18 protein-coding genes and 1 pseudogene are annotated in these 21,858 nt (G+C 62.3%); 12 read left to right on the forward strand and 7 right to left on the reverse strand.

Annotated elements, in window-relative coordinates; all coding sequences use genetic code 11:
* Positions 1-21 precede the first annotated feature (21 nt).
* Positions 22-999 (forward strand): hypothetical protein, encoded by a 978-nt coding sequence (locus U5L98_RS05760; RefSeq protein ID WP_322557388.1) that lies wholly within the window; start codon positions 22-24, stop codon positions 997-999.
* Between the two features lie 539 nt (positions 1,000-1,538).
* Here U5L98_RS05760 and U5L98_RS05765 read toward each other — a convergent pair.
* Together U5L98_RS05765 and U5L98_RS05770 are read right to left on the reverse strand one after the other, a co-directional pair.
* Positions 1,539-1,982, reverse strand: a complete 444-nt coding sequence (locus U5L98_RS05765) for a hypothetical protein (RefSeq protein ID WP_322557389.1) — start codon at positions 1,980-1,982, stop codon at positions 1,539-1,541.
* Between the two features lie 396 nt (positions 1,983-2,378).
* The gene (locus tag U5L98_RS05770; protein ID WP_322557390.1) at positions 2,379-2,825 is read right to left on the reverse strand and encodes a YHS domain-containing (seleno)protein; all 447 of its coding nucleotides are present in this window, start codon (positions 2,823-2,825) and stop codon (positions 2,379-2,381) included.
* A gap of 53 nt (positions 2,826-2,878) precedes the next feature.
* Here U5L98_RS05770 and U5L98_RS05775 point away from each other — a divergent pair.
* The 3 genes and pseudogenes from U5L98_RS05775 to U5L98_RS05785 form a co-directional block, all read left to right on the forward strand.
* Positions 2,879-3,001 (forward strand): annotated as a pseudogene (locus tag U5L98_RS05775) (YtoQ family protein); the annotation flags it as partial.
* Positions 3,002-3,056: 55 nt separating this feature from the next.
* Positions 3,057-3,410 carry a DUF488 domain-containing protein gene (locus U5L98_RS05780; protein ID WP_322557391.1) on the forward strand — a complete coding sequence of 118 codons (354 nt, stop codon included), beginning with the start codon at positions 3,057-3,059 and terminating at the stop codon, positions 3,408-3,410.
* Positions 3,411-3,526: 116 nt separating this feature from the next.
* Positions 3,527-4,501, forward strand: coding sequence for an alpha/beta hydrolase (locus U5L98_RS05785; protein WP_322557392.1), 975 nt, complete (start codon positions 3,527-3,529; stop codon positions 4,499-4,501).
* An 11-nt stretch (positions 4,502-4,512) separates the two neighbouring features.
* Here the strand turns inward: U5L98_RS05785 and U5L98_RS05790 are convergent, their stop codons facing one another.
* Positions 4,513-5,328, reverse strand: a complete 816-nt coding sequence (locus U5L98_RS05790) for a M15 family metallopeptidase (RefSeq protein ID WP_322557393.1) — start codon at positions 5,326-5,328, stop codon at positions 4,513-4,515.
* 215 nt (positions 5,329-5,543) lie between these two features.
* Here U5L98_RS05790 and U5L98_RS05795 point away from each other — a divergent pair, with 215 nt between their 5' ends.
* The 3 genes from U5L98_RS05795 to U5L98_RS05805 all read left to right on the forward strand — a co-directional run bounded on the left by U5L98_RS05795 (position 5,544) and on the right by U5L98_RS05805 (position 12,360).
* Positions 5,544-7,670 carry an N-6 DNA methylase gene (locus tag U5L98_RS05795; protein WP_322557394.1) on the forward strand — a complete coding sequence of 709 codons (2,127 nt, stop codon included), beginning with the start codon at positions 5,544-5,546 and terminating at the stop codon, positions 7,668-7,670.
* Complete coding sequence (locus tag U5L98_RS05800) at positions 7,667-8,797, forward strand: restriction endonuclease subunit S (protein WP_322557395.1); 1,131 nt, start codon at positions 7,667-7,669, stop codon at positions 8,795-8,797. Before U5L98_RS05795 ends, U5L98_RS05800 begins: the two co-directional genes overlap by 4 nt.
* A gap of 323 nt (positions 8,798-9,120) precedes the next feature.
* Complete coding sequence (locus U5L98_RS05805; protein WP_322557396.1) at positions 9,121-12,360, forward strand: type I restriction endonuclease subunit R; 3,240 nt, start codon at positions 9,121-9,123, stop codon at positions 12,358-12,360.
* A 2-nt stretch (positions 12,361-12,362) separates the two neighbouring features.
* Here the strand turns inward: U5L98_RS05805 and U5L98_RS05810 are convergent, their stop codons facing one another.
* From U5L98_RS05810 to U5L98_RS05820, 3 genes are all read right to left on the reverse strand, one after another.
* Positions 12,363-12,998: a response regulator transcription factor gene (locus U5L98_RS05810; protein ID WP_322557397.1), complete on the reverse strand. Its 636-nt coding sequence runs from the start codon at positions 12,996-12,998 to the stop codon at positions 12,363-12,365.
* Positions 12,999-13,118: 120 nt separating this feature from the next.
* A complete protein-coding gene (locus U5L98_RS05815) occupies positions 13,119-14,582 on the reverse strand; it encodes a c-type cytochrome (RefSeq protein WP_322557398.1) in 1,464 nt (487 codons plus the stop codon).
* Positions 14,583-14,616: 34 nt separating this feature from the next.
* Positions 14,617-14,997, reverse strand: a complete 381-nt coding sequence (locus U5L98_RS05820) for a hypothetical protein (RefSeq protein ID WP_322557399.1) — start codon at positions 14,995-14,997, stop codon at positions 14,617-14,619.
* A 270-nt stretch (positions 14,998-15,267) separates the two neighbouring features.
* Here U5L98_RS05820 and U5L98_RS05825 point away from each other — a divergent pair, with 270 nt between their 5' ends.
* The 5 genes from U5L98_RS05825 to U5L98_RS05845 are packed head-to-tail and all read left to right on the forward strand — an operon-like array spanning position 15,268 to position 21,375.
* The gene (locus tag U5L98_RS05825) at positions 15,268-17,091 is read left to right on the forward strand and encodes a peroxidase family protein (RefSeq protein WP_322557400.1); all 1,824 of its coding nucleotides are present in this window, start codon (positions 15,268-15,270) and stop codon (positions 17,089-17,091) included.
* A 9-nt stretch (positions 17,092-17,100) separates the two neighbouring features.
* Positions 17,101-18,009, forward strand: coding sequence for a hypothetical protein (locus U5L98_RS05830; RefSeq protein WP_322557401.1), 909 nt, complete (start codon positions 17,101-17,103; stop codon positions 18,007-18,009).
* Entirely contained in the window at positions 18,006-19,376 is a 1,371-nt protein-coding gene (locus tag U5L98_RS05835) for an NADH:flavin oxidoreductase (protein ID WP_322557402.1), read from the forward strand. The genes U5L98_RS05830 and U5L98_RS05835 overlap by 4 nt, the downstream gene beginning before the upstream one ends.
* Positions 19,377-19,383: 7 nt before the next feature.
* Positions 19,384-20,937 (forward strand): cytochrome c, encoded by a 1,554-nt coding sequence (locus tag U5L98_RS05840; protein ID WP_322557403.1) that lies wholly within the window; start codon positions 19,384-19,386, stop codon positions 20,935-20,937.
* 45 nt (positions 20,938-20,982) lie between these two features.
* Positions 20,983-21,375, forward strand: coding sequence for a hypothetical protein (locus U5L98_RS05845; RefSeq protein ID WP_322557404.1), 393 nt, complete (start codon positions 20,983-20,985; stop codon positions 21,373-21,375).
* Positions 21,376-21,484: 109 nt separating this feature from the next.
* Here the strand turns inward: U5L98_RS05845 and U5L98_RS05850 are convergent, their stop codons facing one another.
* Positions 21,485-21,823, reverse strand: a complete 339-nt coding sequence (locus tag U5L98_RS05850) for a hypothetical protein (RefSeq protein ID WP_322557405.1) — start codon at positions 21,821-21,823, stop codon at positions 21,485-21,487.
* Positions 21,824-21,858 lie beyond the last annotated feature (35 nt).

The following is a 21,858-nucleotide window of genomic DNA, read 5'->3' on the forward strand; positions in this document are numbered from 1 at the left end:
AACGCGGCGTTATGAGCTAATATGACTTCTGGAAAAGATGCAAATCCCGAATTACGAGAGCTCATCTATGAGGCAATGCCATTTATCGATGAGTTGCTGGCTGAGAGCGAAATAGCGATACACAAGCGCTTCATGTTGGCTGGAGAAATTTTTGTTGACCACTTTGTGGAAAAGTCAACATTCGATAGCAAAGAAGAATTGTTAAGAAGCGAGGCGTATAGAGTTGTCTTTCTTCCTATATTCAATGATTGGTATTGGGATAAATATGGGGAACTAGCAAAGGGACCTGGTGGCGATATATATTGCGGGTTGGTCTTGGCATATAACACACCTGTAAAGATACTAATCCCAGCAACGACATCTCGTGTAGTAGAGCCTGGAAAGCTAGCAAAGCTTACTTTTCCGGATAGTCTCGAAGACTACGAGTCAATTGAAGAGATGCTCCAGACTAAATTTGACTTAGAGAAGATGCCAGAACCTGAGAAGTCAGAATTCAAACGGCGCTCTGAGAGAGTTGTAGGTTTAATACGCTCTATTAATATTGATATAAATATGGCTAGTAGTTTGCCTCCAGAGGCTGAGAAGCTTTCTAAAGGTATTTGGAGTCACATGGAAAAAGCAGCAAACGATATTTTGACTTTAACTCCAGAGAGAGCTTCGATTGCGTGCTGGGACATTCACCTAGCGGTAGAAAAAACATTAAAAGTTCTAATTAATGAAAAAACAGGGAGGCTTGAATACGGCCATAATCTAAAAAATCTTTCCGACAAGTTGTCAGAAGTTGAGCCAGATATAAATGAGCACATGTTTAGGAATTTACCTAGTGACAAAGATGCGATAAAGCTTCGGTATGCCGAATTGATCAGATCAATTACTGATGCTGCTAGCTATTATAACGAAAGTTTGGAGATAATTTCAATAGTTGCAAGCAAGCTAGAGCATAAGCTTGGGATTAAGAATGCTTCGATAATACTTAAGCCGGCGCCTTGGGCTCGGTAACTCATAACAAGAAAAAGCAGGCAGACGCATAAATGCGCCTCTGTCTTTGGTATCATATATCAGGAAAATCTAAATGGCCGCTTGTGGCCGATAGCGGTGGTGCGTCATATTGTCGTTTTCTTTACGCTTGATAGCCGCCCCACCAGGAGGTCCCGAAGGGGCGGCTTTGTGTAAAGAAATTGCGTAAAACTTTCTGTGTAAATTAAAGGTGGGTATGCCCCCACATCTCCTTCCCTCTCACAAGCTTCTTATTCCTCGCTTTCGTCACACTGCTTTTTGGTAACCACTCTTTAGTTTATTAATGATTTTTTTAATTTAACCCCTATAACTTAGATTGTCCCTAATTTAGGGTGTGTGTAACTAATAGAAAAGAGAAACTCTCTTACAGGCTACGGGGCACGCGTAGATCAACGATGTGGTGCTACAGTGCACTCTCCTACCCCTCCCCATAATCATGTTGGAGACACACCATGGCCTTACTTAACCTAGAAATTAGCATCGAGAGCATCAATTTCTTGTATATTTTTTTAGCATTCTTTCTAGTACCTAGAAGTAGAAGATAGCATATCAACAGCTTTCTCAAATCTAGTCCCTCTAGAAGAGATGAATCGCGCTTCTTCTGGGTCAACTCCTGACTTGACCAGTTCTACCTCTTTCTTCAAAACATCAATATGTTCCAAGATTGCATCTACTCCACCTTCACCATAATTTATATCCTTCCTGTTGGCGCCTACCCTGCTTTGTTCTATTTGCATCTCTCTAAGCTCGATATATTTCTGGAAATACTTTCTCTTTAATTCTTCATTCTTGTTTCTTTCTGGTTGCCGGTGATACCAATCTATCCAGCTCTCTATTTTTGATATCTTTGACTCAAACTCGCTGTCGCTATACTTGGGTACTTCTAGTCCTTTTGCTTTGCCATAAACCAAAAAGGCTATTATCAATGCGAAAAATGCCAAAACGCTTATTGAAAAATATTCCATATTATATCCCCAAATTAATTATTGAGAGTAATGTTTTATTATAGACTATTGGGTGGTATAAATCAGCCAGCGGATCTTGACATACTTACTCTTCTTATAGCACTATGTAAAGAAAACCAAGGTTTTTTATCGGTCCGGTGGGGTAGCAACCAGGGTAAGCTACCATGCTCAGGTCCGCTTCTGGCCGATTGCTGTCCTTCACCCGCGCTGAAACCTGCGTTCCTTCGATAATGCATGTTGGAACCTTGCCCCACGATCATGGGGCTGTTCGTCAACTCTTCGAGATGAATACTCCAACACACAGGGCCCGCGATTTCTCGCGGGCCCTGTGTGTTGGGGTGGCGTGAGCGTCCTATTCGGTGCCAACTACATGATGGTGCTTCTTCAGGCGGATCGTCACTCGAAGATATCCGGCCAGTGCTCATCGGCGGCCTCGATGTTGCCGGGAATGTCGCGCTCCCAGCGCCACTGGAAGAAGCTGCTATAGTTCAGGTAGAGCTTGTCGTCGACGATTTTCCACGCCTCGGGGACGGTCGAGGCGGCTTCACCGCGGGCCGCCGCCCAGGCGCACCAGCCACCGTACTCCGGAGCGTAGGCTTCGGGATCGGCCTCGAAGCGGTCGCGATGCTCGGCCGAGGCGAACTGCCAGGTGGCCTCGCGCCACTCCAGTTGATAGTCGGGCGAGCCCGCCACCGGCCGGCCCTCGGTGAAGTAGGCCACCGGGTCTGTGCCGCCGATGGCCAGGCCGTCGCGCGTGAAGATGCGCCCGTCGGCCGTTGCCCCCAGCGACCAGGCCAGACCGGCCACCAGAACGGCGGCCCTCCACCCATGCGTGCGTTTCATGATCTTCCTCCTCTCGACCCTAGGGTCACAGGGCTTTGTCGGGCCATGGCCCCCGGCCTTACGTGACCTTGCACAGCGAGGAGATCGTCCATCCGCTCAAGGAGGTCGACGCCGAGGCCCAGGCCTGGTGCGCCACCATCGACCAAGACGTGGAGATCCTGCGCCCCGTGCTCGAGACCTGCTTCGGCGCTTGGCTACACTGGGGGCGTATTCGCCGCCAGGAGGTCCTCCATGAGCATCGAGCTGAAGCGTGCCTTCGAGGCACCGAGTCGAGACGATGGCTATCGGGTGCTGGTCGATCGCCTCTGGCCCCGCGGGGTGGCGAAGGCCGATGCGCGAATCGACGAGTGGCGCAAGGAGGTTGCGCCCAGCGACGAGCTGCGCAAGGCGTTCCATGACGGGGCCCTCGGCTGGGGCGAGTTTCGTCGGCGCTACCTGGCCGAGCTCAAGGCGCATCGCGAGACGCTGAGAGACCTGGCCGACCGGGCCGCCTGCGAGACCGTCACCCTGGTCTTCGCCGCCAAAGACGAGCGCCATAACAATGCTGTGGTGCTCAGGCAGTACCTGGCGATGCTGGGCAGATGAGCCGCATGGCCTTTCTCGGGGGCTGACGTGGCCGTGTCCTGGCCGCCCGGGGAGGCTGTGCTAGCTTCAAGAGGAATGGCAGCATCTCTGCCGTCCACTCCTCGAGGTGGCTCATCATGCTGTTCATCACTAACCGGTTCCCCACCCAGAGCATTCGCACCCGGGCGAATCGCCCCTTCGACTTCGATCTCAAGAACAACGCCGCCAGCAACTCGGTCTACTACTGCGAGGAAGTCGCGGCGGGGCAGTACCAGGAGCTCGGCAGCACAGCGTTCCTGCGGCGTCTGAAGGAGTCCGATGTTCACCAGGTGGTCATCTACATCCATGGCTTCTCCAACCTGCCGACGGATGTCTTCTCGGCGGCGCGGGAGTTCCAGGAACTCTGCGACGCCAGCCAGCCCGGCGAGGTGCTGGTGGTGCCCCTGGTCTGGCCCTGTGACAACGACATGGGCATCGTCAAGGACTACTGGGATGACCAGGAGTCGGCGGACCTGAGTGCCTTCTCCTTCGCCCGTGTGCTGCAGCGCTTTCTGGAGTGGCGCGAGACCGATCAGTTCGAGGTGGACCCGACCCCCTGCCTCAAGCGCATCAACGTGCTGGCCCACTCCATGGGCAACCGGGTGCTGCGCGAGACGATGCGCGTATGGCGCAAGTACTCTCTGCCGGGTGGGGTGCCGATGCTGTTCCGCAATACCTTCCTGATCGCCGCCGATATCGTCAACGAGTCGCTGGAGGAGGGGCACAGCGGCGAGCTGATCGTCCATTCCTCACGCAACGTCACGGTCTACTTCGCCTCGGATGACCTGGCGCTGCGCGCCAGCAAGGCCTCGAACCTGAAGAACCGCATCGCTTCCCGGCGCCTCGGCCACTCCGGACCGGAGGACATGAGCCGAGTGGCACGCAACGTCTTCGCCGTCGACTGCGACGACGTCAATACCCGCTATGACTACCCCAAGGGGCACTCCTACTTCCGTTCCGGCGAGGTGTTTGGTGAGCCCGGCGTGGTGTTCCTTCACCTGTTCGCCGCCCTGCACAGCGGGCGCGTCTTCCCCGAGGACGAGACGCGCCGCATGACCATCCTGCGTGACTGAGACGCCTGGCGTCAGAGCTTGGCCGCCTGCACGTGCATCCAGTCGAAGTTACGGTGGCGGCCCAGGCTGACCCAGCCTTCCTCCTCCCAGAAGCGCCACCAGTCTTCATACTCGGGCTTGGCCAGCCGCGCGCGATCGCGGCCCCACTTGAGCCGGTTGCGGGCCGGATCCCAGTCGATGGCGACGCCCCAGGCGTGGGTCGACCAGCTGCTGCCGCCACGTTTGCGGCGCTTGTTGTAGCAGCCGCCGTAAAGGTGCAGCCCCAGCTCGCGCAGCCGCTCGTCCCCGTAGTGGTCATGGACCCGTTCGAGCACACGCGCAAGGCTCTCGGCGACCCGCTCATGACAGCCGATACCGGAGGGACGTGTGCTCGGGTCCCAGGCCAGTGCCAGCGGCCAGGGGCAGGGCACGACCACCAGCGGTGGCCTGCGGCTTGGTGAGCCCAGCGTCTGCTCGAGTTCGGCCTCGCGACACCAGTCGTTGGGGTTCTCGTCCAGCGGCTGCTGATCACGCCACAGAGGCGGTCTCTTGCCGGTCTCCAGCAGGGTATCCAGCACCTCATGGGCGTAGTCGGTCTGCGGCCCCCACAGGCCATCGATGGTGCCCACTTCGATGCGCTTCTCGAGGCAGGCAAGCTGCAGACAGGCAACGGCACGACGTCGTTCGCTCCAGGCCTCGCTGCCCAATGGCAGCTTGTCGGCATGCCGCTCCAAGGCGGCGTCCACAGCGGCATGCGTCTTGGGGCCTCGAAGGCCATCGATGGCACCGGTGTAGTCACCGCTGTCGGCGAGGTATTGCTGTAAGGTGCGAATGGCTGTCTTGTTCATGTTGTAGCCTCCCCAGGACAGATTTCGGCGTGGCGGCCCCTATGGCCGAGCACATGTTGGCAGTGTAGGAAGGGATGCTGGGCGCTGCCTCAGGGCGGGAGCGGGGCGGCTGATGTCCTTGGCGTTCAGTGATACTGTTCCTTCACTAGAATGAAGTCGCGTTCGGGTGGGGCCCATGCCGCCCGAACCCACAGGGAACAGCAACGGAGCGGGCCTTGGCTCAACTGGAACATATCCAGGCGCTGGAGAAGCGCCTGTGGAGCGCCGCGGACAACCTGCGCGCCAACTCGAACTACGCCAGCAACGAATACTTCCTGCCGGTGATGGGCCTGGTCTTCCTGCGCCACGCCTACAGCCGCTACCTGGCGGTGAAGGACGACATCCAGGCCAGCCTGCCTTCGCGGGGTGGCAAGACCCGCGAGATCACCAAGGAGGACTTCTCCCAGCGTAGCGCCATCTATCTGCGCCCCGAGGCGCAGTTCGACCACCTGGTGGCCTTGCCGGACAGTGCCGATCGCGCCCGCGCCATCATCGAGGCGATGGAGGCCATCGAGAGCGACTACGCCTCGCTCAAGGGCGTGCTGCCCAAGAGCGAATACCAGGAGCTCGACAACGAGGTGCTCGGCCAGCTGCTGCGTACCCTCAACCCCGACGAACTCAAGCGGGTCAAGGGCGACATCTTCGGGCGCATCTACGAATACTTCCTGACCCAGTTCGCCGACCAGGGCGCCCACGACGGAGGCGAGTTCTTCACCCCGGTGTCGCTGGTCTCGCTGATCGCCCATGTGCTCGATCCCGAGCGCGGCACCGTGCTGGATCCGGCCTGCGGCTCCGGTGGCATGTTCGTGCAGAGTGCGCGCACCGTGGAGGAGCACGGCGACATTCCCAGCGAGCGGCTGACCTTCCGCGGCCTGGAGAAGAACGCCACCACCGTGCGCCTGGCCAGGATGAACCTGGCGGTGCACGGCCTGGAGGGCGACATCCAGCGTGCCATCACCTACTACGAGGACCCTCATGAGATGGTCGGCAAGGCCGACTACGTGATGGCCAACCCGCCGTTTAACGTCGATGAGATCGATGCCCCGAAGATCAAGGCCGACCCACGCCTGCCTTTTGGCCTGCCCGGGGTGAACAAGAAGGGCAAGGTCTCCAACGGCAACTACGTGTGGATCAGCTACTTCTACAGCTACCTGAATGAGCGGGGCAGGGCGGGCTTCGTGATGTCCTCCCAGGCCTCCAGCGCCGGGCGCGACGAGGCCCGGCTACGCCAGGCGCTGGTGGAGACCGGCGACGTCGACGCCATGATCGGCATTCGCGGCAACTTCTTCTACACCCGCAGCGTGCCCTGCGAGCTGTGGTTCCTGAACCGCGCCAAGCCGGCCGAGCACCGCGACAAGGTGTTGATGATCGACGCCCGGCAGGTCTATCGTCAGGTGACGCGCAAGATCTACGATTTCAGCCCCGAGCAGCAACTCAACCTGCAAGCCATCGTCTGGCTCTACCGCGGCGAGACCGCTCGCTACCTGGCGCTCGTGGAGGACTACGGCCGGCGCACCCTGGCCGAGGCCGCCGGCTGCTTCGAGCGGCAGAACGAGGAGGGCAACGCCGACGCACCCCTGGCGGATTTCGATAAGGCTCTGGATGAACTGGCCGAGAATGCCACGCCTTTCCTCGAGAGCCTCAATGACGCCTCGCCCTCGCTGGCGCCGCTAAAGGAAGCCCGGCAAGAGCTGGCCCAGGCGCGCCGTGGCTTCGCTGACGACGTGGCGGCTTTTCGCCGAGCGCTTTCGGCGGAGCAGGGCGAGTGGCAGGGTCAGGCTCCTTCCAACGGCGCCCTCAAGCAGGCCATCGATCGCCAGGCGCCCCTGGCCGAGGCCAGTCGCGACCTGGTGAGGCAGACCGACCTGCTCTACAAGCTGGCCAGCCGGGTACTCGACACCTGCGAGCAGGAGTTGGCCGCCAAGAAGAGTCGGCTGTGGCCCAGCCGCGAGATCAACCGCACCCGCAAGGCTGCCGACGCCGCGCGACACGAAGTGGTCGATCAGCTCAGGGCGGTGCGCTACTTCTGGAAGCAGGCCCACTGGCTTACCGAGCGCTTCCCGGAGGCCAAGCTTCGCGACGTGGAGGGCCTGGTCAAGCTGGTGAGCATCGAGGAGATAGCCGCCAACGACTGGAGCCTGACCCCCGGCCGCTACGTCGGCTTCGCCCCGGAAGAGGAAGACGAGGACTTCGACTTCGAGGAGACCCTGCGCGGGATACATGTAGAACTCGCCGACCTCGATGCCGAGGCAAGCAAGTTAGCCGCGAAGATCCGCCACAACTTCGAGGAGCTGGGAGTATGACTCATCTCACAGCAACTCTTGATGAGGTTTGCGAGTTCATAGTTGATTGCCTCCATGCGACCGCGCCGACGCAGGAGGCAGGTTATCCGCTGATCAGGACGCCAAATATTGGTAAGGGAAGGCTTAGTCTAGAAAAAGTATATCGTGTGTCTGATGAAACATATCAAAAATGGACGCGAAGAGCCGTCCCTGAGCCTGGAGACCTGGTGCTCGCTCGTGAAGCGCCGGCAGGGAATATTGCTTTGGTCCAGCCGGGCCAGGAGGTGTGCTTAGGTCAGAGGACTGTGCATTTACGTCCAGATAAGAAAAAAGTGGATCCTGCATTTCTGTGCTATTACCTGCTATCCCCGTCGCAGCAAGCCGCATTGTTGGCGGGAGAAACGGGTGCAACTGCCAAGCATGTAAATATGAAAGACATCCGTCGGTTACCTCTAGTTAACCTTCCACACCTTGATATCCAAGTGAAGGTGGGAGAGATGCTGGCGGGCTATGATGATCTTATAGAAAACAATCAGCGTCGCATTCATCTTCTTGAGGAATCAGCCCGGCTGCTCTATAAGGAGTGGTTTGTTCATTTGCGTTTTCCCGGCCATGAGCACGTCAATATTACCAGTGGCGTGCCGGAGGGGTGGTCCAGGAAAAGGCTGGGTGATATTGCCCTACTTAACTACGGTAAGGCGCTGAAAAAAGGCGCTAGACGTCCTGGCCCTTACCCGGTTTTTGGTTCAAGTGGAGTTGTGGGCGAGCATGATAAAGCCTTCGTGAAAGGTCCTGCCATCATAATTGGAAGAAAGGGAAATGTGGGTAGCGTTTACTGGAGCCAAAAGGATTTCTATCCTATTGATACAGTATATTTTGTCTCGTCTGAGCAGTCTTCAGTATTCCTGTATCATACGCTAAAAAACACTCAGTTCATTAGTACGGATGTGGCAGTGCCGGGTTTGAATAGAAACCTGGCGCACAGCCTGGAATTCCTGGTGCCTAATGATAGTGTATTCCGGATTTTTGAAGGATATGCTCAGGATATTCAAGCTCAAATTGCGAAGCTTTGTGCATATAATGAACGCCTTGCCAAGGCCCGCGACCTGCTGCTACCCAAGCTGATGAGCGGAGAGCTGGCCGCATGAATCGCCGGGCCCTGAACGACTTGCTTGCGCTTGGGGAAGGCTTTACCACCGAGTTCAAGAAGGCCGGCACATTCTTCGGCTTCGGGCGCCACCGCGGAAGTTACCGCGGATGTCGCCGCGCAAGTGACCCCGGAAGTGACCCCGGAAGCCGAGGACCAAGATGGGACCAAGACGGGACCATGTTTGGCACCAAGTCGGCTCTATGTTGGCACCAAGTTGCGGAGCTTGCGAAATAGTCCGAAGATCAAGGGGTAACGTCGCTGGTCGAGGTTTCCAGCACCACCTCCAAGACATGACCCGGCGCGTAACGACAAGGATGCGTGATGAGCCCGAGCCCCTACAGCGAAGACGCCCTGGTTCAGCAGACCACCGCCGACTATCTCGAGCAGCGGCTGGGCTGGCGCTCGGTGCTGGCCTGGAACCAGGAGGACTTCGGGCCGGATAGCCTGCTGGGGCGGGGCTCCGACCGTGAGGTGGTGCTGACCCGTACATTGCGCGAGCGTCTCGCTTTATTGAACCCAGGGCTACCGGACGAGGCCTATGACGATGCGGTACGCCAGGTGTTCGGCTCACCGGTGGCCCAGTCCCTGGCGGCCACCAACCGCGATAAGTACGCCCAGGTCCGCGACGGGGTCTGGGTCACATTCCGTGATGCCAAGGGCGAACGCTGCCGCGAGCGCTTGCGCCTGATCGACTTCGACGAGCCGGACAACAATGACTTCCTCTGTGTGCGTGAACTGTGGATACAGGGCGAACTCTACCGCCGCCGGGCCGACATCATCGGCTTCGTCAATGGCTTGCCTCTGCTGTTCATGGAGTGCAAGAACATCGGCAAGAACCTTCGCGCCGCCTTCGAGCAGAACTTCTCCAGCTACAAGAGCGAAATCCCGCACCTCTTTCACCACAACGCCCTGGTCGTGTTCGCCAACGGCGAGAAGGCCAAGCTGGGGTCATTGACCAGCCGTTGGGAGCACTTCACCGATTGGAAGCGCCTGGCCGAGGAGGACGCCGGCTCGGTGGACATGGAAACCCTGCTCAAGGGCGTCTGCGAGCGACGCAACTTCCTGGATATCGTCGAGAACTACATCCTCTTCGACGATTCCACCGGCGAGCCCAAGAAGATCATCGCCCGCAACCACCAGTTCCTGGGCGTCAACCGGGCCATCCAGGCGGTGCGCGAGCGTCGCGATCGCCAGGGCAAGTTGGGGGTGTTCTGGCACACTCAGGGCTCCGGCAAGAGCTACTCCATGGTGATGTTCACCCGCAAGGTGCACCGCAAACTGGGCGGCAATTTCACCTTCGTGGTGCTCACCGACCGCGAGGATCTCGACACCCAGATCTACAAGACCTACGCCGGCTGTGGCTTGGTGGACAACGACCGCGAGCCCTGCCGGGCCGGAAGTGGCGATCACCTCGAGACGCTGCTTGGCCAGCACAAGGCCTACGTGTTCTCGCTGATCCAGAAGTTCCGGCCTGACATGCCGCCCAACGAGCGTGACGACATCATCGTCATCTCCGACGAGGCCCATCGCACCCAGTACGGCAGCCTGGCGTTGAACATGCGCAATGCGCTGCCTCGCGCCAGCGTGATCGGTTTTACCGGCACGCCGCTGTTCAAGGACGACGAGATTACCCGGCGGATGTTCGGCGATTACGTCTCTACCTACGATTTCCAGCGCGCAGTGGAGGACCAAGCCACAGTGCCACTCTACTACGATGCGCGGGGCGACAAGCTCGGCGTGGCTATCGGCGACATCAACGAGCGCATCGCCGAGCGCCTCGAGGAGTTCGAGACCGAGGATGTGGATGTTGAGCAGCGCCTGGAGCGTGACCTCAAGCGTGACTACCACATCATCACCGCCGGCAAGCGGCTGGACCGGGTGGCGCGGGACTTCGTCGAGCACTATGCCAACGCCTGGGAGACCGGTAAGGCGATGCTGGTGTGCATCGACAAGATTACTTGTGTGCGTATGCACAGGCTGATCGGCTTCTACTGGGATGAAAAGATCCACGAGCTGGAGACGTCGCTGGCCAAGAGCAGCGACGAGCAGGAGGAGTTGTTTCGGGCGCGACAATTGGCCTGGATGCGTGAGACGCGCGCGGCGGTGGTGGTCAGCGAAGAGCAAGGCGAGGAGGAGAAATTCCGCCGCTGGGACCTGGATATCACGCCCCATCGGCGGCTGATGAAGGAGGGCATGGCGCTGCCCGAGTCGATGCGTGAGCTGCCGCAGTTCCGGCACATGCAACGTATGGCCCTGGACGACGCCTTCAAGGCCGAGCAGCATCCTTTTCGTATCGCTATCGTCTGCGCCATGTGGCTGACCGGCTTCGATGTACCGAGCCTCGCCACCCTGTATCTGGACAAGCCGCTCAAGGCCCACACCCTGATGCAGACCATCGCCCGTGCCAACCGGGTCAGCGAGGGCAAGAACAACGGCTTGATCGTCGATTACTGCGGGATACTGCGCCACCTGCGCAAGGCGCTGGCCACCTTCGCCGGCACCACCGGAGACGGCGATCCAGGCGATGGCCGCGATCCCGCCCGCCCGGAAGAGGAGCTGCTGGCAGATCTCGACGAGGCCCTGGCCATGGTCAAGGCCTTTCTGGTTGAGCGTGACGCCTCCCTGGAGGCGGTACAGACCACCGACGGCTTCGCGCGCAACGCTGCCATCGTGACCTGCAAGGAGGCGGCCAACCAGAGCGACGAGACTCGCAAGCGCTTCGAGGTGATGTGCCGCGAGGTGTTCAAGAAGTTCAAGGCCTGCCTGAACGTCAAAGGCGTCAACGCCCGTCGTGCCGATCGCGACGCCATCGATATCGTCTACAAGAGCCTGCAGCAGGATCGTGAGCAAGCAGATATTTCGCATATCATCCGCGAGCTTCACGGCGTGGTCGACGAGGCCATCGAGATCCGCGAGTCGAAAGCCCAAGGACAGGAGACCGGTGTCTACGATATCAGCGCCATCGACTTCGAGCGCCTGAAGAAGGAGTTCGAGAGCAGCAAGAAGCAGCGTTCGCTGCTGCAGGAGCTAAGCCAGGTGGTTGAGCAGAGGCTCCAGCGTCTACTGATGCAGAACCCGCTGCGTACCGATTTCCAGAATCACTACGAGAAGCTGGTGGCCGACTACAACCGCGAGAAGGACCGCGCCACCGTCGAGCAGACCTTCGATGGATTGCTGGACGCGCTTTCTGAGCTTGACGAGGAAGCCGCCCGGGCCAAGCGGGAAGGGCTGGACGAGGAGGCGCTGGCGATCTTCGACCTGCTGCGCAAGCCGGACCTGAGCGGCGCCGAGATCCGCCGCATCAAGCGGGTATCGGTGGAGCTGCTGGAGAATCTCAAGGCCAGGATCACCGAGATCGACCATTGGCAGGAGCGTGAGTCCAGCCGCGATGCCGTGCAGATCGTGATCCGCGATTTCCTGTGGGACGATCGCACCGGCCTGCCGGTGGACCACTACAGCGAGGATGAGGTGCTGGAGAAGACGAGTGAAGTCTTCCGGCACGTGATGCGCGCCTATCCTCGGGTGCCATCCCCCGTCTACACCAGTATGGGCATGCAGTAGTTTCAGGCCCCATCGGGCAGCGTCTTTACCAGCCCCAGTGCCACGCACAGCCGCACCAGTTCGGCGAGGTTTCCCGCCCCCAGGGCCTTCATGGCGCGCAGCCGGTAGATCTCCACCGTCTTGGCGCTTATATCCAGGTGCTCGGCGATCTGGCGGCTGGTCATCCCCTCTGCAACATGGACCAGGATCCGCTGCTCCTTGGGGCGCAGGGCTGCGTAGCGGGCCTGCAGTTCGCCCAGGCGCTGCTTGGCCTGCCGGCGGCGCTGGTGCTCGGCGAGCGCCTGCTGGACGGAGTCGATCAGCTGCTGGGGGTTGCAGGGCTTCTCGATGAAATCGAAGGCGCCGCTCTTCAATGCCGAGACGGCCATGGGCACGTCGCCGTGGCCGGTCATGAAGATCACCGGCGTCTCGTCGCCCAGTTCGATCAGCCGTTGCTGAACCTGCAGGCCGGAGAGGCCCGGCATGCGTACGTCGAGCAGGATGGCGTCATGGCTGCCTGAGTCGGCGGCGAGGAAGGCCTCGCCATCGGCGTAGGCACAGGTGGTCAGGCCCACGGAGTCGAGCAGCCAGGTCAGCGAGTCGCGAAGTGCCTGGTCGTCGTCGACGATGGCAACGCGGGAAGAGGGGGGCTCGGTCACGGGCGCCTCGAGGTGTAGCCGATCTGGGGCCAGGGTGGATTCTGCCCGCAGTGTAGCGGCAAAGGCGGCACTGCCGGAACCGCCCCTGGCCCCTGGTTCGGCTAGCCTGCTCGCCCTCGGCTAGAGCGTCTTGAGGTACTCGATCAGGGCATCGCGATCTTCCGCCGGCAGCTCGGTGCCGTATTCGTGGCCGGCATTGCTGTTGCCGGGTTCGCGGGTGTCGTAGCGGAAGCCGTGCCGCTCGGCGTCCTCGCCTTCGTGGATGAAGCCGAGGCGCTCGGGGTGATAGACATCGTAGCCGCGATGGAACACCTGGGGGCGCTCCTCAGCAGGGCGCAGCAGGTCCTCCACGGTGGGCACCGAGCCGTTGTGCAGGTAGGGTGCGCGCAGCCAGATGCCGGTCAGCGGCTTGGCCACGTAGCCATCGGTCTTGACGAAGGCATCGAAGTCCCAGGGGTAGTCCTCGGCGTAGGCGTTGTAGCGCTCGGCGGCCTCGGCGGTCCACATCGCCAGGCGGTGGCTGTCGGTGCCCACCTCAGGCTGCGGTATCACCGTGCCGGTGCGCGCCCCTTGGGGGCCGTGGCAGCTGGCGCAGGTCTCCTCGAACAGCACCTCGCCCCGCGCGGCCATCTGGTTGTCCCGAGTGCCGAAGGGGTAGGGCGGCGGTGCCAGCTCGCGCAGGTAGGCCTCCAGTTCGCCCAGCGCCTCCACCGGCAGGGAGTCGGGACGGGCGCCATCGCCGATGGCGCCGCTGAGTACCACTTCGGTGAGCGAGTCGTTGAGCCCGTCCCAGTGCAGGGCGTAGCCCTCCTGCTCATCCATCGCCCAGAGCGGCATGATGTCGGAGTTGCCGATGGTGTCATCCTCGGCGGGGTCCAGGGCCAGCAGGTCGGGGTGGAATTTCACCGGGTTGAAGGGATCGATGCGCCCCGGTCCCCAGCGGGGCCGGTCTTCGGTCCAGGTGAAGCGTTCGGCCTGTTCCAGCAGCCCGTCGCGGGTGCGCGGGATGATCAGGAAGCGGTATAGCAGGCGATCGAGCCAGGAGAGCTCGGTCTCCTCGCGAATGGCCGCCAGCAGATTGTCGGCGGTGAACTCCGGGTCTGCGGCGGCGTCGCCCAGGAAGCGCAGGTAGGCCTGGGGATCGAAGGTCTGATGGGGGCCGGCGGGCACGATCCGGCGCTCGCCGTCCGCTGCCGTGCGGTAGGTGGCGGTGTGGCAGGCCGCGCAGTTGATGCCGACGCGCGGGAAGCCGATGGTCTTCAGCGAGAAGCCTACCGGGGTGGGTTGGCCTTCTTCCCAGGCCACGCCCAGAGCGGCGTAGCTCTCGTCTTCACCATCGCCCGGCAGGTGCTGCGAGAAGAGTTCCGGCAGCACGCGCCAGACCCAGTAGGGCAGGCCTTCCTCCGGCTCGGTACCGATAGAGCCGTAATGATAGAAGGCCTCTATGCCCTCGAACTGCTGGGGTTCCTCACGGAACAGCTTGTACCAGCCGATCGCCGCCACCGCGGCGCCCACGATCAGCAACACGGCCAGCCAGGCGAGCCAGCGACGAGACTTGGCGTGGGTGTGATCCTTGTGAGCCATGACCGCTTCCTCCCGAATGAGCCGAAGACACCGCTCAGCGTCGGCCGAGCGCCAGCAGCAGCGCGCCCTGGGTGACCCCGAAGAACAGGTCGAACAGGGTAAGCAGCAGAAACTGTGGATACAGCAGCGTGAAGAACACGACCCCGGCGAAGCGCGACAGCACCGTCAGCACGGCGATTATCCGATATCGCCCGGGATCCAGGGCGGCCGGCAGGTAGAACACGCTGAGCAGGATCAGCAGCCAGCCGGCGAAGGCGGGCCACACCGTCTCGGCTACTGGTGCTCCGCCCAGCAGGGCGATCACCGCATTGGGGACGAAGACCGCGGGTATCGCCAGGGCCAGGTTGGCTACCACGCCCAGCAGTACCATCAAGCGGAACCCCGTCGCGTAGCCACTCTTAGCCAAGCGAGCCAAGCGTCCTCCTTGTGCCCCGGGAAGTGGGGCGGGACATCATGCGCAGTGAATCCGCAGACACCTCCTTGAAACTTCTCCCTGAGGATAGTGAAGTTCTGGAGGGAGGTGAGACCCTGTGCTAAAGGTTAGTAGTCAGGTGAAAGATTAGTTGTCAAGTGCACTATGGTCACGTTCATCCTCAGGAAGTGAAGTCTTCAGTCTTCGCGTCGGTCATGGATGGTGGGCCACAGCGCGCCGGTTCCTTTGGCATCGAGTCCAGGGAGGAGCTTCATGTTCGGTCAACGCGGCAGCGGTCTGCTCGGTCGGCTCTTTCGGCGCATCAACCGGCGCCGCCAGTGGTATCAGTTTCCCTTCCTCATCGCCCTGGTGAACCTCGTTGCCCTGCGAGGGAACCTGCGCTGGCACAATCTCTACGACACCGAGCGCGAGCGCCCGCCCGACCCCGACAAGGGCGATTTCGACGTGCGCGGCTGTCGCACCGCCGACGGCAGCTACAATGACCTGGCGGCCCCCTGCATGGGCAAGGCCTATACCCGTTTCGGGCGCAACGTGCCCATTGCCGAGACGTTCCCCGAGACCGGCGAGGCATTGATGACGCCGAGCCCGCGGGTGGTGAGCCGCCGACTGATGACCCGCGAGACCTTCACTCCGGCTACTACGCTGAACGTTCTGGTGCCCGCCTGGCTGCAGTTCATGGTCCACGACTGGTTCAGTCATGGCGGCAACGACACCGAGGCGACGCCCTACGAGATTCCCCTCGACGAGGACGACGACTGGCCCTGGGAGCGCATGACGGTGCTGCGTTCGCGCCGCGACTCGACGCGCGGTCCCGCCGACGAGGGCTTCCCCGAGACATTCCTCAACACCGAGACCCAGTGGTGGGACGGCTCGCAGATCTATGGCAGCAGCCTCAAGCGCCAGCGCCTGGTGCGCAGCGACCCGGAGAGCGGCGAGCTGCTGCCAGACGGCAAGCTCTACCTGCGCCCCGACGGCCACCTGCCCCGCGACGAGCACGGCATCGAGCTGGCGGGGGTCAACGGCAACTGGTGGGTGGGGTTGTCGCTGATGCACACCCTCTTCGCCCGGGAACACAACGCCATCGTCGATCGACTGCGCATCGATCATCCGGATCGCGACGGTGAATGGCTGTTCCAGAAGGCACGCCTGATCAACACGGCCTTGATCGCCAAGATCCATACCGTGGAGTGGACGCCGGCCCTGCTCGATACCCCGGAGCTGCGCCTGGGCATGCGTGCCAACTGGTGGGGCATTCTCGACGAGCACTTCTACCGCAGCCGGGGCCGGGTCAGCGACAGTGAACTCTTCAGCGGTATCGTCGGCTCGCCGGTGGATCACCACGCGGCGCCCTATGCCATCACCGAGGAGTTCAGCGCCGTCTACCGCATGCATCCGCTGGTGCCCGACGACTTCGACTTCCGTCGCCTGGCCGACGACGGCCCGCTCAAGGCGTGTGGCCTGACCGAGGTGGCAGGCTCACAGACCCACTCGCTCTACGACGAGGTGTCGCTGGCCGACGCGCTCTATTCGCTGGGCACCAGCCACCCCGGGGCGCTGGTGCTGCACAATTTCCCGAGTCACCTGCAGCAGCATGCCAAGCAGGCGCCCCATGAGCGCACCATCGATCTGGCCTCCATCGACGTGCTGCGCGACCGCGAGCGCGGCGTTCCGCGCTACTGTCGCTTCCGCCGGCTGATCGACATGCCGGCCCCGGCGAGCTTCGCCGAGCTCACCGACAATCCCGAGTGGCAGCGCGAGCTCGAGGCCGTCTACGGCGACGTGGAGCAGGTCGACCTGCTCACCGGCTGCCTCGCCGAGACACCGCCGCCCGGCTTCGCCTTCAGCGATACCGCCTTTCGGATCTTCATATTGATGGCCTCGCGGCGCCTCAAGAGCGACCGCTTCTTCACCGACGATTACACCCCCGAGGTATATACGCGGGCGGGCATGCAGTGGATCGACGACAACGGTCTGCGCACGGTGATCGGCCGCCACTTTCCCGAGCTGGTGCCGCGGATGGAAGGGGTGCGCAACGTCTTCTTCCCCTGGTCTCGTGAAGCCAGACCGCGTGAATAGGGAGGCACCATGGCCAGGCGCCTGAACATTCCCGGTCTCGTCAATCTGCTGGAGGTGAGCGATGCTAGCGAGATCCGCCAGCTGGATGCCGAGCCGAATATCGATCGCCATCTGGCGCCTGCCGGCGGGCTGATCAATCGCCTGCGTCTGGCGCGTCTGCGCCAGGCGTTCGTGTTCGATGGCGAGCCGCTGCCTGCCCTGCTGGCCCGCGAGACACAGGGCCGCGAATCGCGCCACGCCGAGCTGGGCCGCCGCCTCGATGAGCGCGCCGAGGCAGCGGCATGGCGCCAGGATCCGGACTTCAAGACTCTTGTGGAGGCGGTGGCCGGCCAGGCCGAGGCCGAAGCGCTGGGACCCGCCGCCCAGGGGCTCCTTGGGCGGCTGTTCCACGACGATTACCACGCCGACCGGGAAAGCTATACGGCGGCCCGGCTGCTTAACGCCTATCCGCGCATCAACGTCCTGCGTGCCCTCGGCCAACGGGTCACCGGGCGCCTGGGTCGTGCCCGGCGATTGCTGGCCGAGCGCGCACGGGGCGAGCCGCTGGCGTTGCATGCGACCGGCATCGCCGTGCACAACCTGGTGGCGTCGCTGGCAGCTATGCGCGAGCTGGCCGCTTCGCCCCAGGCCCACGGGCTCTCCCTGCCAGCGGTAATGGGCCGCACTCTCTCGGCCCCGGAGACGTTGGTGCGCCGGGTGAGGACGCCGCTGTCGACGCCCTGCGCGCCGCGACGGCTGGAACCCAATGATCTTGTGGTACTGCGCCTGGCGGAAGCCGCCCGCGGCAGCGGTGATCGCGATCTGGCCTTCATGCGTCAGAGTTGGGCGCGCTGCCCGGCCCAGGGCTTCATCCTGACGCTGTTGACGGCGGTCTGGGAGCAGGCCATGGAAGTTCGGCAAGGAGGGCGAGGCGCATGAGTGAGGACGTGATCTTCACGCCACTGAAGTGGCGCAACATCGAGATCAAGAACCGCCTGCTGCGTTCGAACATCTCCGGGCGCTTCGACAACGAGGACGGCAGCCTGACCCAGACCCGCATCAACTGGGAGTGCCGTTTCGCTCGAGGCGGGGTGGGGGCGATTCTCTCCTCTTTCGTGCCGGTACAGATGGAGGGGCGCATCGTCGCCGGCTACGCGACCATCCACCACGATGATTTCATCCCCCTCTGGCAGCGCCTCGGCGAGGCGGTGCATCGCTTCGACTGCAAGTACATCCTGCAGCTAAGTCACTCCGGCCGGCAGATGGACATGCCGGGGGTGCACAACCAGCATCGGCGGGCGCCCAGCGCCACCGGCCACAAGGAATCGCTGCACGGCTTCCTGTGTCGCGCGATGACCGGCCACGAGGTCGAGCGCACCGTCGAGGCCTTCGCCCGCGGCGCCTGGCGCGCCCGGGAGGCGGGGCTCGACGGTGTGGAGCTGCACGCCGCCAACGGCTATCTCTTTACCCAGTTCCTGAGCTCGGCGATCAACGACCGAAGCGACCGTTACGGTGGCTCGCTGATGAACCGGGCGCGCTTCCTGCTGGAGGTGATCGAGGCGATCCGCGACCGGGTGGGGCCGGATTTCCACCTGCAGGTGAAGATCAGCGCCGTTGACCACAACGACGTGTTGCCCTGGGAGGGCAAGGGCAACAGCCTGGCGGACACCGTGCAGGTGTGCCGGTGGGCCGAAGCCACCGGCGCCGATGCCCTGCATGTCTCGCTGGGAAGTCTCTTTCCCCATCCCCTGAACCCGCCCGGCGACTTCCCTTTCGAGACCATCGTCAGTACTTATGACGCCATGCTTTCCGCCGGCGTCGACACCTTCCGCAACTACTTGCTGTTCCGCTACCCGGCGCTGCGTTGGATCTTCAGCTGGCTGTGGTTCCGCCACCGGCGCGGCCGCGAGGTGGAGGGCATCGGCCTTGACGAGGCACGCGCAATCCGTGCGGCGGTGAACATCCCGGTGATCAGCACCGGCGGCTTCCAGCGCGCCTCCCTGGTGCGCGAGGCCATCACCTCGGGTGCCTGCGATGCGGTCTCCAGCGCCCGGGCGCTGATTGCCAACCCTGACATGCCGCGTCAGTGGCAGGCCGGTCACGACACGCCGGAGAACCCCTGCACCTTCTGCAATAAGTGCTTGCTCAATGCGCCCAAGAATCCCCTGGGTTGCTACGAGCTCGAGCGCTTCGGCGGTGACCACGAGCGCATGCTCGAGACCCTGATGGCCATCTACGAGACCCGGCCCGAGCTGCAGTTGCCGCCGGCACCACCGTCTCGAGAAATGCAAGCGCATACCCCGTGAGGCCGCCATGAAACGCCAGGAGCCCCCCGTCACCGCTGTGCAGCACGAGACCCGCCGTCGTCGTCGGCGGCGCCTGCCGTTGACCTTGCTGGCGCTGGCCGTGGTGGTGGCTGGCGCGCTGGTCGTGGCGATCAGCGTACCTACCCTGTGGCGTTACAGCGGTGAGTCGGTGCGCCAATACGCCGATCCCGAGGCGCACTTCCGCCATGGCTCCATCGGCAGTGAGCCGGAAAGCGGCCTGCCGGTGCGGCTGTGGCGGGTGCTGCCTGAGCTGTTCCCCGAGGTGCTCGCCGAAAAGGGCTACGCAGCCTTCGGCTTCCTCTACGCCTCGGGTGACAGCCTGGCGGCCGGGGACCTGCCCATCGGCGTGGGCACTCGCGAGGTGCGCGGCGTGGAGCTGGGGTGGCTTAACTGTGCGGCATGCCATACCGGCACGGTGCGCGAGTTTCCCGGGTCGCAACCGCGGCTTATCTCGGGCATGCCCTCCAACAATCTGGATCTCAACGGCTTCATCGCCTTCCTGCTGGAGATCGCCGATGACCCGCGGCTGGCCCCAGACAGCGTGCTCGCCGCCATGGAGCAGCAGGGCCAGGAGTTGGGCTGGGTCGAGCGCCTGGTGTGGCGGTACGCAGTTTTGCCCCGGGTACGAGAGGGGCTGCTGGAGACCCGGGCACGGCTAGCGCCGCTGCTGGCGGAGCAGCCGGCCTGGGGGCCGGGGCGGGTCGATACCTTCAATCCCTACAAGCTGATCCAGTTCGACATGACCCTCGCCGACCTGGCGGAGGATGAGCGGATTGGTACCGCGGACTTTCCGTCGATCTTCCTGCAGCGTCCCCGCCAGGGCATGAACCTCCACTGGGACGGCAACAATGCCTCGCTGCAGGAGCGTAACCTGAGCGCTGCCCTGGGCGCCGGTGTCACCGAGGAGAGCGTCGACCACGCTGCCATCGAACGGGTCGCCGACTGGCTGCTCGACCTCGAGCCGCCGCCGAGCCCCCATGCCCCCGAGGACGAGAGCATCGCAGCCGGCAAGGCGCTCTACATGCGCCACTGCGCCGACTGCCACGGCTACCAGGAGGGCGAGCGCTACGTCTTCGAGGGCGAGCGGCTCGGCGAGGTGGTGCCTAACGAGTCTCTCGGCGTCGACCCGGCGCGCCTGGACAGCTATACTCAGACACTGCGCCTCTATCAGCTCACACTGTTTGCCGATGACGAGCGTTACCGCTTCCGCCACTTCCGCAAGACCGACGGCTACGCCAATCAGCCCCTCGACGGACTCTGGCTGCGCGCGCCTTACCTCCACAATGGTTCGGTGCCGACCCTGCACGACCTGTTGCTTCTTCCGGAAGAGCGTCCCACGGCCTTCATACGCGGCCTGGACGTGCTGGATGGCGACAAGGGCGGCTTCGTGGCCCCTGCCTGCACCCCGGGGGAGTCCCTTGACGCGGGCTTCTGCTTCGACACCCGCCTGCCCGGCAACGGCAACCAGGGCCATGACTACGGCACAGGGCTGACCGCGGAGGAGCGGGCGGCCCTGCTCGACTATCTATTGACCTTCTGACGCTGGCCTTTCCAGCGCCGACGCCTCTGGCCAGGGAGTACCGACATGCAGACCTCACAGGATACTTTCCGGACCTTTCGACGGGTGATGCTCGCAGGCATCGCACTCAACGTGCTGCTCGGCCTGTGGCTGTGGTGGTGGCCCGAGAGCTTCCTCGGGATCATCCGCGCCGACCTGGCGGCGCCCCTGACCTGGCCCCGCTATGCCGGCCTGGCCATGCTGGCGATGGGGCTACTCTACCTGCCGGCCGCCCTGTCGCCGTTGCATAACCGTCTGGTGGCGCTGCTGTCGATCCTGTTCCGGGGAGTCTTCGCCCTGTTTTTCCTGTTTGCCTCGGGGCTGTTGTGGCTGCCGGCGCTCTACGAGGCGGTTCTGGCCGTGCTGCAGGGGGTGACCTTCTGGCGAGGGTGGCGAGCGGACCTGATGGCCAAGCCTTAGGCTTTACCCGAAAACAGGCCATGTCCGGCCAGCCAAGACAAGGGGCCCGCGATCGTTTGCGGGCCCTTGCTAAGTGTGGCTATCGGGAGTGATGGAGGATATTGCGGCGTCAGTCAGCAGCCGCCTCATTGCGGAAGTGCTCCCAGGCATGGTGGTAGAGCACGCCGGCATAGCCGTTGCGCTGCATGACCTTGAGGATCTTCGCCGGGTCGCTGCCTTCCAAGGCCTTGTGCAGTTTTTCCCGCTGTTCGTCGTCCAGCTCTTCATACCAGTGGTAGGGCTCGCCCTGCGCATTACCGTCCTCGGCCTTGCGCATCAGGTCGAGCTCGATGCGTCCGCCATGGCGATACAGGATGTCATAGCCCTCCTGCAGTTGGTCCGACGGCACATCGCTCGGCTTCTCGAGGCCTTCCAGTACGTTGTAGTAGTAATAGCTCAGCGGTTGCATAAGGCTCCTCCAGCGGTATGCCGTGGCTCGTTCGT

It is taken from the genome of Halomonas sp. (assembly GCF_034520545.1).
Taxonomy (GTDB): Bacteria; Pseudomonadota; Gammaproteobacteria; order Pseudomonadales; family Halomonadaceae; genus Halomonas.